9 protein-coding genes and 2 pseudogenes are annotated in these 11,104 nt (G+C 64.3%); 5 read left to right on the top strand and 6 right to left on the bottom strand.

The genetic code is table 11. From position 1 onward, the window contains the following. Positions 1 to 1,254 precede the first annotated feature (1,254 nt). Positions 1,255 to 1,692, top strand: coding sequence for an SRPBCC family protein (locus tag ACLP9N_RS21930; protein ID WP_442409370.1), 438 nt, complete (start codon positions 1,255 to 1,257; stop codon positions 1,690 to 1,692). Between the two features lie 53 nt (positions 1,693 to 1,745). Here the strand turns inward: ACLP9N_RS21930 and ACLP9N_RS21925 are convergent, their stop codons facing one another. The 3 genes from ACLP9N_RS21925 to ACLP9N_RS21915 form a co-directional block, all read right to left on the bottom strand. Further along, on the bottom strand, positions 1,746 to 3,545 hold the full coding sequence (locus ACLP9N_RS21925; RefSeq protein ID WP_442409369.1) for an AMP-dependent synthetase/ligase: 1,800 nt from the start codon (positions 3,543 to 3,545) through the stop codon (positions 1,746 to 1,748). A 158-nt stretch (positions 3,546 to 3,703) separates the two neighbouring features. Beyond that, positions 3,704 to 5,425, bottom strand: a complete 1,722-nt coding sequence (locus ACLP9N_RS21920; RefSeq protein WP_442409368.1) for an aldehyde dehydrogenase family protein — start codon at positions 5,423 to 5,425, stop codon at positions 3,704 to 3,706. Positions 5,426 to 5,906: 481 nt separating this feature from the next. Then, positions 5,907 to 6,842 carry an alpha/beta fold hydrolase gene (locus ACLP9N_RS21915; protein WP_442409367.1) on the bottom strand — a complete coding sequence of 312 codons (936 nt, stop codon included), beginning with the start codon at positions 6,840 to 6,842 and terminating at the stop codon, positions 5,907 to 5,909. 142 nt (positions 6,843 to 6,984) lie between these two features. Here ACLP9N_RS21915 and ACLP9N_RS21910 point away from each other — a divergent pair, with 142 nt between their 5' ends. Further along, positions 6,985 to 7,164 (top strand): hypothetical protein, encoded by a 180-nt coding sequence (locus ACLP9N_RS21910; RefSeq protein WP_442409366.1) that lies wholly within the window; start codon positions 6,985 to 6,987, stop codon positions 7,162 to 7,164. Between the two features lie 35 nt (positions 7,165 to 7,199). Next, positions 7,200 to 7,511: pseudogene (locus ACLP9N_RS21905) on the top strand (ATP-binding domain-containing protein); the annotation flags it as partial. Between the two features lie 260 nt (positions 7,512 to 7,771). Here the strand turns inward: ACLP9N_RS21905 and ACLP9N_RS21900 are convergent. After that, a complete protein-coding gene (locus ACLP9N_RS21900) occupies positions 7,772 to 8,272 on the bottom strand; it encodes a DUF427 domain-containing protein (RefSeq protein ID WP_442409365.1) in 501 nt (166 codons plus the stop codon). Between the two features lie 40 nt (positions 8,273 to 8,312). On the opposite strand from ACLP9N_RS21900, the pseudogene ACLP9N_RS21895 reads away from it, so the two are divergent. Further along, positions 8,313 to 8,491: pseudogene (locus ACLP9N_RS21895) on the top strand (IS481 family transposase); the annotation flags it as partial. A 270-nt stretch (positions 8,492 to 8,761) separates the two neighbouring features. Here the strand turns inward: ACLP9N_RS21895 and ACLP9N_RS21890 are convergent. Both ACLP9N_RS21890 and ACLP9N_RS21885 read right to left on the bottom strand, forming a co-directional pair. Next, positions 8,762 to 9,121 (bottom strand): hypothetical protein, encoded by a 360-nt coding sequence (locus ACLP9N_RS21890; protein ID WP_442409364.1) that lies wholly within the window; start codon positions 9,119 to 9,121, stop codon positions 8,762 to 8,764. Between the two features lie 112 nt (positions 9,122 to 9,233). Continuing rightward, positions 9,234 to 10,139, bottom strand: coding sequence for a nitroreductase/quinone reductase family protein (locus ACLP9N_RS21885; protein ID WP_442409363.1), 906 nt, complete (start codon positions 10,137 to 10,139; stop codon positions 9,234 to 9,236). Positions 10,140 to 10,519: 380 nt separating this feature from the next. Between ACLP9N_RS21885 and ACLP9N_RS21880 the strand changes: the two genes are divergently transcribed. Then, positions 10,520 to 11,104 (top strand): sulfatase-like hydrolase/transferase (locus tag ACLP9N_RS21880; protein WP_442409362.1); only part of this gene is annotated, 585 nt, incomplete at its 3' end.

Raw genomic sequence — 11,104 nt, 5'->3', positions numbered from 1 at the left:
GGCGGTCGGCCGCCTCGTCGGCGACCACCTCGTGCGCTCACACAGCGCGTGCGGCAGGGGCAACACGCGACGAATCCCGTTCCAACCCGAACACGGACTGACGCTGAGGGGGCTACACCACTTCGACTTACTCAACCACCCGACGATCTATACGAAACTGCGCGAATGGGTAACCCATCACCGGTACAGTCCAGCTCCCACGAGAGATCAGGGCTTAGGACAGAGCAGCTGAAACGATCTCGCCGACGCGGGTTTCGATCAGATCATCGCTGAGCTTATGTCTCCCGTCCCACGGGACCGCGACGCACCGTGGAGTTGCAAACCGGGAAAACTCACTGGGGGAGCGGAAGCCTGAACTCCGACGGATCTTCCATCCCACGAAGAAACGACGCTACCAGCTCCCGTCGAAGTCCCGGCGATCTCCCCGCTCGAAGCGGTAACGAGAAACGCCGCCGACATGGAAGGTCTGGGTGTTTCGCTGCTGAGCCGATAAGGCCGGGGGTCGCACCGGTTCTCACGGACGTTGGCGGTTCGGAGGGCTTTGACCACGCATCCGGGGGCTGTTGCCGGGAGCATTACGTCAGAGTGACGAAATGACTTCGTGTGGCGGCCACGGAGATTGAGCAATTCAGTGGCCGCTCGATCGACTACTGACCAGACTACAGACCCTGGTGGCGCCAACAAATAATGGCGCGTCCGTTATCCATGAAATTAGTCTCCGTTTTGAATCCATACCGCGCGGCCAGCGCCTCAGGTGAGGTGTAGCTAACCCGGTCCGCACTCGGTCTGCTGGCGGCCGCAGATGCAGGCATCAGCAGGGCACATCGAAAAGACGCACAGCCGAAAAGCGTGGCTATCAGCGAATTAGTCCCGGCCGCAAGCGAATTCGACTCGCGAGGCAGCCCAATGCGGCGTCGGGCGTATCGATGGTGGTGTGCCACTGTCGTCGGTGGTGGACGCGTAGCGGGTCGCTTCGCAAGGCGCCGACAAACGACCGTCGACCATCCGCCCCTCTGTGCAGATTGAACGCCGACTTAACGTTGACATGCGGCTGATCGATGGCCGTGATTTGCAGGCTCTTGTTGCGGCGGGGCCGCGGGCGCCCCGGGGCACCGCGTCCCGTTTTCGGGCTCCCCGCCCGTCAATTCGTTGCTGCGCATCATGAAGACCTGAGCAATCGCACCAACCCGAAGATACCGTTTAGTCAGCAGGGTCCAACGCTGCTTTGGCACAGCTACTACGGAGATGACAACTATGCCCACCGACAGCGCCACGAAGGTTGTGCAGATTAACGCGCCGTTCGCCGACGTGCTGGCGACTATCCGTGATGTGGAGAGCCAAGTCGAGTGGATTCCGGAGATCCTCGAGGTCGAGGTGCTCGAGGTATACGAGGACAATGACTTGCCGGCAACCGCCCGGTTCAAGGCGTCCGCGACCGTCGGCACGGATAGGTACACGCTGTCGTACGAACACCAGGATGACGGCATGAGCTGGACGATGGTGGAGGGAAGGTTGCAGACAGGGCAGGAAGGGCGCTACGCGCTCAAGGAGTTGGCGCCTGACAAGACGTCGGTGACCTACGAGTTGACCATCCACCACAATCTGCCGCTGCCGGGCTTCATCCGGAACCGCGTGATCAAGGGTTTGGTCGACAGCACCTTGACCGGACTGAAGAAACGTCTGGAGACCTAGCCAGTAGGCGGGCGGTTCGCACCTTCTCCAGCCCCGCGCCGCGGCAGCGCCACTCAGGTCTTTCGTGCATTGGCATAGAGTTGCTCGATTTCTGCGGCGTATTTTTCGGTGACCGATTTGCGCTTGAGTTTCCCCGTCGGGGTGAGCTCGTCGCCGCTTGGTTCCCAGAAGGTCGGCAGGATGCGGAAACATTTGATCTGCTCGACGCGGGAGAGCTTGGCGTTGGCCGCATCGACGCCCGCCTGCACCGCGGCCCGAACGTCGGGGTGTGCTGCCAATGCGGCTGGCGATGGGTCGATTCCGAGCCGTTTCGAGTATGCCGCTGCTGCGTCCGGATCGAGCGTGACCAACGCGACCACGAAGGGGCGGGCGTCGCCGATGGCGACGACCGAGCCGATCAGCGGACAGGCTGCAATGAGGTGGTTTTCGATATTGGAAGGTGACATGTTTTTGCCGGCGGAGTTGATGATCAACTCCTTTTTCCGGTCCACGATCCGCACGTAGCCGCCCTGGTCGATCGTGCCAACGTCACCGGTGTGCATCCAGCCGTCATCATCGATGGCCTGCGCGGTCTTCTGCGGGTCGTTGTGGTAGCCCTTCATCAGGCCGGGTCCGCGTGCCAGCAGCTCACCGTCATCGGCGAGTCGAAGCTCGGTTTCGGCCATCGGCTTGCCGACAGTGCCGACATGGATATCGTCGGGTCGATTCATGGTGGCAGCGGCTGACAGCTCCGACATCCCCCACACCTCGCACACCGGCACTCCGATTCCGAGCAGGAACGCAAGCGTTTCTGCGGCGATCGGCGCTGCCCCCGTGATTGCAAGACGCACCTGGTCGAGGCCGATCCCGCGACGCATTCGGCCTAGCGCCAGGTGATCGGCGATGGCCGCCTGAACGCGGGTCCGCGCGGGAACCCGACCGCTTTCGGACTGCGCGCGCCCCTTGCGCGCGCCGACATCGAGCGCCCACCGTGCCAGCCGACCCGCGGTCCCGCCGCGCTCCGCCAGGGCTGCTTCAAGGGCTCGTTGAATCTTGTACCAGAACAGCGGTACGCCGACGAAAAACGTCGGCCGCACCTCGACAAGCGCCGTGATCAACGTGTTACGGTCGGCGACCGTGGTGACCGAGCCGCCGCTGACTGCCGGCACGTAGTGCGTGACATACCTGTTGATGAGGTGGGCGTCCGGCAGGTACGACACCAGCCGGTCCTGCTCGTCGAGTGCCGCGATTTCCATCAGGCCAGCGATGTTGGATTGCAGGTTGGCGTGGGTCAGCTCAACGCCCTTGGGGGGCCCGGTGGTACCTGAGGTGTAGATCAACACCAGCACGTCGTCGGGTTGTACTGCCCGCCACACCGCATCGAAGTCGAAACCGGGCTCGCCGGCCCGCTCCAATTCCGCCAAGGACATGGTGCCCGCCGCTTTAGCGTTCACACACACGACATGCTGAACCGTGGTGCCTATCCGGGCTCGATCCAGCACATCGAGATACTGCTGCTCGCATATCACGACGCGGTTCTCGGCGTTGGTAAACAGATAGTTGATCTGCTCGGCAGGACTGGTGTTGTAAATGGAGAACGGAACCGCGCCCAGGTGATAAAGGGCCGCATCGGCCAGGTTGAACTCGGGACGATTGGTGAGCATCAGCGCCACCGTGTCGCCTCGCCGCACACCGAGCGCCGCAAGCCCCGCCGCGATATCGCGAACCCGGGCAGCGTACTCGGCCCAGGTTATCGACACATCCCCACCGGCGGTGCGTAGAGCAACGCGATCAGGGTGGGAAGCGGCGGTGTGTTGGAACAATTTGCAGAAGCTGGTGGCCCGACGAACTTCATCAGCTGTTCGTGCCGGCATTCGGATCTACCCTCTCTCGTCTACGCTATTAACGCCAAAATCGTTTAGCTTCAAGATGAGCCGCACGACCTCAGCTGGATTGTCAAGCTGCGGAAAATAACTCAAGCGGCCCGGTGCCGATGTGGGCGACGCGGATGGCCATGAACGTGTTCTCGTTGTCAGCCACGCAGAGCGGAGGCAAAGATTCCGGGCAGCGCCGTGGGTTTTCCGTCGACGAGGAACTTGACGAGTCGCCGAATCGTCGTCTCGGCCGTCTTGTTCGTGACGAAGAAGACCGGCTTCGGCGATATCGTCAACTCGCCCTTGCTGATCGCGCGCGGTGAAGGACGGAACGGAATCTCGGCGATGGTCTTCTGCACGTGCTGCAACAAGAAAGCGTTGTGCACCACGCCGGTGCCGCTGCCGATGTCCTGCGGAGTGTGCCCGGGGAATGCACCCCAGGGCGTGTAGCCGAGCAAGAAGTTCATCGCCGACCACACGTTGACGCCGATGTCGCCATAGCGTAGGTGGGAAATCGCTTCGTCGAAGGCCGCCGCATCTGTCTTGCGCGTCTTCGGGTCGATGATGATGGTCGCCCCGAGAGTGCCGGGCAGAACGTCGTTGCAGAACTCCACCGCATTGCGCATGAACTCGGGTGCCCTCTTGCCGGGAAGGCGCACGATTCCCAGGGCGCCGGCGAAGACCTCGTCGCGCAAGATGCTGGCACCGCTTTGCGGGTCAACATCAGGAATGAGGGCGCGGCTCTTGTCGCTGCTGAGGAACTCGGTGCCGCTCATCGCATCGCAAGCCTTGTCGGTCTTCTCGTCCGAGCGCGGGTAGTACGTGCAGCGGGGCTCAACCTCGCGCATGACCTTGCGAACTTCGGCGATGAGCTTGTCGGCGAGGGGCCAATCCTCCGACACGACCAGAATCTGGGTCGCAATGCAGTTGTGGCCGGCGTTGTTGAGCTTGCTCGATGCGATGTGCTCGGCCTGGAACCTGATGTCGGAATCGCTCCAGTCGCCCGGCACGACGATCAACGGGCTGATGCCGCCCAGTTCGGCCGAGATCGGCTTGTCCAGTATTGGCGTGTTGTGGGCCTTACGAGTCGCGGCCTCGGCATCGTTACCCCACACGATCGCGTCGTAGGTCGCTGCCGAACCAGTCATGTGAACGGAGTCAACCTTCGGATGGCGTGCCAGGTAGCCGCCGACGTCGGCGCCGCCGTACACGAAGCGCAGCCAGCCACCCGAGACGAACTCATTGAAGATCTTCTCGTAGAACGGGCCGAGGTAGTCGTTGACCGGGTTCATCTTCACGACGCAGACATTCCCCTGCGCGAACAACTGGTCGAGGATGTCGAGCGTCGTAATGGTTCCCACGTTGCCTGCGCCGAGGACCAGTGACACTCCTGGGTGGCTGTAGCCGGCACCGCGGTACATCCTGGCGGCGTTCTGGCGAGTTTGCTCAGCACTGATGCCCGGCTCGATCCAGACCTGCGCCTTGTAGCCGTTAAGCAGCAACCGGTCGTATGCGGTGACTGGGAAGACGTCGACGACGACCTGGCCGTCGGGCCTGGTGTGCACCGCGTCGGCCTTGATCGGCTCTTGCCCGGCAAGTACCCGGTTCAGCACAAGGGCGTGCGAGTTGACGCCCTGGGTGAAGGCCCACACACCGGTCACCCAGTCTTCGGCGACCCAACTGGAGGTCGAGGCAATGCCCTTCGCCCTGTCGGCCGCAGCTACCATCTGCGGGCCGAAATCGAGGATTTTCTGCGGCAACGCCTCCAGCAGCGCCACCTTGTTTTTGAGGGGCAGAGCGACCCAGGTGGGCGCACCAGCGTGCAGGTCATCAAGCGCCTTGTCGAGCGCTGTGGTGTCGAGCGATACCTCTGTGGTCATGAGACCCTCCCACTTTGCCGAGGCGACGATGGAGCAGCCAGTGCCGCCGAGCCGATTTCTTGAGCCTGCGGGGCTTTTCAATAGCGTGCGCCGTTCACCACACGGTCGAAAGGGGACAAGGTCCTGACATCAGGCGTCGATCTTCACCCACGCCCCCGGGAGGCTGTCAGGCCAATTACCCGGGTCGCGCAGCGGTTTGGCGTGGCGATGGAACGAGCCTGAGGCCGCCTTGCGGCACGGCGGGAGGGGTGTCGCCAGTCGGCCCGAGTCCCCACTCCCCGTGGTGGCGCCTGCCGGTGTGGGCGTGGTCGTGGGATTGCCGCTTGGGAAGGGTGGTCGCCGACGCCCAGCCGGCAGGCCGCTCCGGCGCAAACACAGCCGAGCAGATTCCAGTGCCGGTCCGCGCAACTGGATACCGTTGTCCGGCTGGAAGTCGATCGTTTCGCAGCCTCGGTCAAGAAACCGCGAAAGTCGTTGCGGCTCAGAGCAATGGGCGGATGAACTCGAGGACCTCGTCGGCCGTGGCGAAACCGCCGAGGTGGCTCTCGCCTGGGCGCAGGATGAGCTCGGCGTCGGGCAGGCGCGAAACCGCCGCTTGGGCGGCGGCGAGGGGCACGAGAGGGTCGGCGTCGCCGTGCCACCACCGCACCGGCACGTTCACGTCGGCCAACCGGAAACCCCAATCCCGCCCGAACAGCCGGGCATCGTCGACCACGGCCTGGCAGCGGCCCTTGATGGCAAGGACGATGTCATCGATGAACATGCCCTCGATTTCGGGGTCGGCGAACACCCGTTTATCGCCCTCGGGCGAAATGCCGGAGTAGGCCCGGTAGGCGTAATGCGAGAAGGGGACGAGGGGCGCCAGCAGCCCGGTACTCAGCGCTGCCAAGGGCCGGCGCAGCTGCGACAGCATCGGGGCGACGCGGCGGGCAAGGTCGGCGACGCTGCCGGCGGTGGCCTCGGGGCCGACCGACGGAACTACGCCGCCCAGCACGGCCACGGCGGCCACGCGATCGGCCAGCGGGGGCACCGCGCCGCAAGCCAGGGCGTAGGGGCCGCCGCCGGAAAGGCCCACGACGCCCAAACGCTTGGCGCCGAGCGCGTCGGCCACAGCTGCCATGTCGGTGGCCCAGTCGGCCACCGCGGCGTAGGGGTGAGGATCGGACAGACCCGAGCCCGGCCGCTCCAGCACGACGACGCGCAGGCCGAGCTTCATAGCGGCGCGCCGGCCGACCACGGGGAACTGGCGCCGGGCGCCAGGCGTGCCGTGGAACCACAGCACCACCACGCCAGAGGGGTCACCGAACTCGGCGTAGCCAAGCCGGCGACCGTTCGGGAGGTAGAAACGGCCTTCCGCGCGCGGCTTTTCGACGCGTGGTACGCGGAAGGGATGGCGCAGAGGGTTTTTGGGTTTCATCGGTCCTCGGAGAAGTTGAGTGTAGACGACCAGGCGATCGCAAGTCGCAGGATCGAGCACCTGATGACTGGCGTCAACCGATGATCGGAAAGCGGCGCTGGGCGGCCGGCTCGTCGAGAACCCTCTGCATCACGTGGCGCGCGTGCGCGTCGACATCTTCGCGCTCATCAAAGATGACCGCCCACCCGACGAGATCAGGGCGCGGGTGTTGCCCGGCCTGTTCCGCATGGCGGTGGAATCGCTGCCCAGCAGGCGTTTTACACCAAGCAATCCTTGGCAGGCCGGCCGCGGGCGGAATTTGAGCAAGCGTGGATGTCGGTGAAGAAGAGGTCGCGCGGCTGGCGCTGGCGGTGCACGGCGACCCCGACCACCGGCACCCGCCACCCCGAACAGAAGGAACGGCAGGCCGCCGGCAACGCCGCCTACTGGGACAGCTTCTAGGCTGCCGACCAGGTCTTCTACGGCCATGTCCTCGGCTTCAAAGGGCTCGAACGCCGCGCAGTCGTGCTCGTCGTCAACGCGCAGTCTGCGTTCGAGCGCTCCCGCGAACACCTTTACGTTGGCCTGTCCCGTGCCCGCGATCAACTCGTGGTGTGTGGCGACCCGGACTTCATCCGCGAGGTTGGCGGGCCGGATCTCGCCCGCCGGTTGAACATTCCGTCGGCCTAGCCGGACAAGCACCTCACAGGCGTGATCGGCGCTGACCTCCCTGGTTCGCAGAGGTGTCAACTATGTTGCGGGACAGCTGTCAAACTATGTCGTGAAATCACGCACTGTCAGCCCGACCAGGGAACCGGAGTTTAGAGGCATTTTCGGAGAAATCCGAAGCCGTTCTTCTCATACGCCGGTCAAGGTGTGGATAGCAACGCGGATAGCAGCGGCTGCTCAGCCCAGCGGACCGGCCAGGCGCCCGACCGCTGGCCGCGTTTCTACCAGCCCATCGAGCCCCGGATTCCCTTGAATGGACCAACGATCCAGCTGGTGATCCAGCCGCCGTAGAAACCGCCGGGTTGCGGAACAACCTCCTCGCCGTTCACGGTGCAGCGGTCAACGAGCGCGGCCATTACGGCGACCGCGGCAGCGATCGGCTCGAAGCCGGGGGAAGGATTCAGATAGCTCCAGGCAGCTTTTGGAGCGGTCCGTGTGTCGGTCAACAGGTCGTAATACGTCGCCTGGCCTTTCCATTCACACCACGACGAGCCTGAGGTCTCGCGTAGCACCCCCTCCGCGAAGGCCTCGCGGGGCAGGTAGTAAGTCGGGGGATGACTGGTCTCCAGCACCCGCCATGCACGGTTGGTCGACGCGATGGTCTTGCGGCCCAGCTCCACGGTCACGGAGCCGGCAAAGGGCTCTAAGCGGGGCGGGCGAGGGTAGTCCCAGACTGACTCCTGCCCGGCAGCAGGTGCGACGGGCCTTGGCCGGATCGTCACGGTGACCTCCTCGGAATCATGTCCCCAGAGTACGAAGCTGCCGTCGAGTGGGCCGCGGCGGCTGGTGTTCGAGCTGGCCAAGCGTCGGGTGGTGTCGGTGCCCTCGGAGTTGGCGGCTTATCGGGCCCTAGTGCAGGCTGGAATGATCGACCCCGGTCTGCGGTCGGCGCTCGCGCAAGTGCAAGCGTTGGGAACGCGGCCCCGATGGGGCTGTGGAGGTGCCGACTGCAAATCCATTCCAAGCGTCCTGCCGTATGGCCGGCGATACGGAGACTATCCGTGAGACTTTGACGCGATCCCACGCCTGGACCTACGGACCGTCCCCCGCCCCGATCACGGCAAGCCATGAGCTGAAAAGACCCCCTTGCCGAAAGGCGTTGGTGCTCAATACAACACGCAGCGCAATGCAACAGTGGAGCAAACTTGTCTATTAACTCGATGCTTTGAGAGATGGTGTGCTCTCAATGTCGAATGCCGCGTTACATCTGCTTATAGTCGCCGCAGCGGCGGCTGCGCCGGGTCCACCCAGGCCTGTCTGACCGGGCCAGTTCCGGTCACCGCGATGACCGCGGGTTCGAGGGCCCCGGCCAGCGCTCCATCGTAATGTGGCGTTCCTGCGACCCGGCGCACGAATCCACCTGGGTAAACCGGGACCGCGTTGCCCGGGTCGAAGTCCGCGCCGCTGTTACACCACCACACCCCGGATACGACGACGCACAAGCGGTCCGTCACATAGGTGTGCGGCGCGCTCATCCAGCCGGGAAACCACTTCATCAGCACCAGGTAGCTACCCTCTTGTGCCTCGGCGCCCGCCAGGACGGCCTCCGCCACACTGTCCGGTGGCGCCACGTCCGGGACCTGCCACGGGACCTGCCACGGGATCTCGTCCGGGAGCGTAATCAGCGTCTGGCGCGGGTCAAGTTTGGACCTTGGCTTTCCTTCCTTCCGGATGCACAGGCGCCTAGCTTCTGAGTTCGACCACGAGTGGATGTCCGGTGTCGAACCAATACCGATGCAGTCCTTTGATTTTCGCCCGTGTCGGGAGTCCGCGAAGATGGAGGCTGGCCTCGGCGTAATCGGTCGGATACACACTCTCGCAAAGCACCGAACGCGCTACATCTAGTTCGGGGGGATCGGTGATGTCATGGGCAACTCCGGCAAAGGATCCGCCCTTGATCCGCAGCCGCACATGCGGGTTCGCCCTGATATTCCATACCCAACTGCTGACAGCGCCAGGACGCGTCACCGCGACGTGCGGAGGTACCAACTGGACCAGGTAGGCGCGGTCGCCGCGGCGAATGACGCGGACACACTTGCGGCGCCGCTTTCCAGTCTTTCGCCCCGTCGTGGTGATCACCCCATATCCGGCCGGGGGCGAGAGCAGCACTGCTGGGAGCATCAAGGCGCTCAGAATCTGCCCATCGCGTGCACTACGGAGTAGGCGCTTGTGCTTGGGCAGCTCGGCCGCAGCGTCAGGCACGGAATACCGCGGCGTGTTGTCACGCTGCTCGGCGGGTGCCGCGTCGCTGTTTTCATCCCCGGTCATGGGTGTCGATGATTCGCGCCGACCATGGCCATGTGCAACCCCTGACTCTGGAGACGCGCCAGCGGTGCCGACGGCGTAGCGGTTCGACGCAGTCAAACTCGGGGCGCCGAGCGCCGACATCGAGGCGCCGTTTGGCACCGTCGTCGAGCTGATCCGCGAGGCATTCACCGCGCGAACAGTCAGTGCGACAACCCGTAACGCTGCCGTATCCTCCTTGGCGTACGGCTTCTCATCGATCTGGCAGCACTGGCCGGGATGTACGCCGGCACTTCTGCGCTGCTCACCGTCTTCGACATGCAACTCGACGCCGGCGAAACCCACCTGCTGCCTCCTCACGACTGACCCATATCGCGCATCTGTCGACCAGCCGAAATGCATTTGTCTTCGAGCAAAGTGAGGACGCCCTGATCTGCCGCGCCAGCGTGTTCATCAAGCGGTCGCCAGGGGAGCCGTCGTTATACGACGCCTTAGAGGCGGTTTATCGGTTCACCGTCGGCTCGGCAAACCATGGCGTGGCTTACGCCGAGGGCGTTGGCATCCCTGGCGGGTCGGCGGACCGGGCAGGCGGGTGCGTACCTACGAGCCGAAAGCCCGTGGCGGTGGCGGAGACGGGGTCTAGGATCCCTGTGGGGGTGCCTGGTACGCCAGTGTCAGCTGGCCCAGGTGCGAGGCATCGAACTTCGCCAGCGAAAGGCCAACCAGTGAGCGATAAGCCGAATGTCCTGATCATCTGGGGCGACGACATCGGGCAGAGCAACCTCAGTTGCTACAGCAACGGGCTGATGGGATACCGGACCCCCAACATCGACCGCGTTGCCGCCGAAGGGGTGCTGTTCACCGACTACTACGCGGAGCAGAGCTGCACCGCCGGACGGGCGGCGTTCATCACCGGCCAGAATCCGTACCGCACCGGCCTGACCAAGGTGGGCCTGCCCGGGGCGCCGCTGGGCCTGCAGGCGCAGGACCCGACGATCGCCACGGCGCTCAAGGCGCAGGGCTACGCAACCGGCCAGTTCGGCAAGAACCACCTCGGCGACCGCGACGAGCACCTGCCCACGATGCACGGCTTCGACGAGTTCTTCGGCAACCTGTATCACCTCAACGCCGAAGAGGAACCCGAGCTGCCGGACTATCCGAAGGATCCCGAGTTCCGCAAGAAGTTCGGGCCGCGCGGCGTGCTGCACACCTGGGCCAACGGCGACGGCACCCAGCGCATCGAGGACACCGGCCCGCTCACCAAGAAGCGGATGGAAACCTGCGACGGAGAATTCCGTGACGCCGCAGTC

This window comes from Mycobacterium sp. (assembly GCF_052144515.1).
Taxonomy (GTDB): Bacteria; Actinomycetota; Actinomycetes; order Mycobacteriales; family Mycobacteriaceae; genus Mycobacterium.
This window is presented reverse-complemented; position numbering and strand designations above follow the sequence as displayed.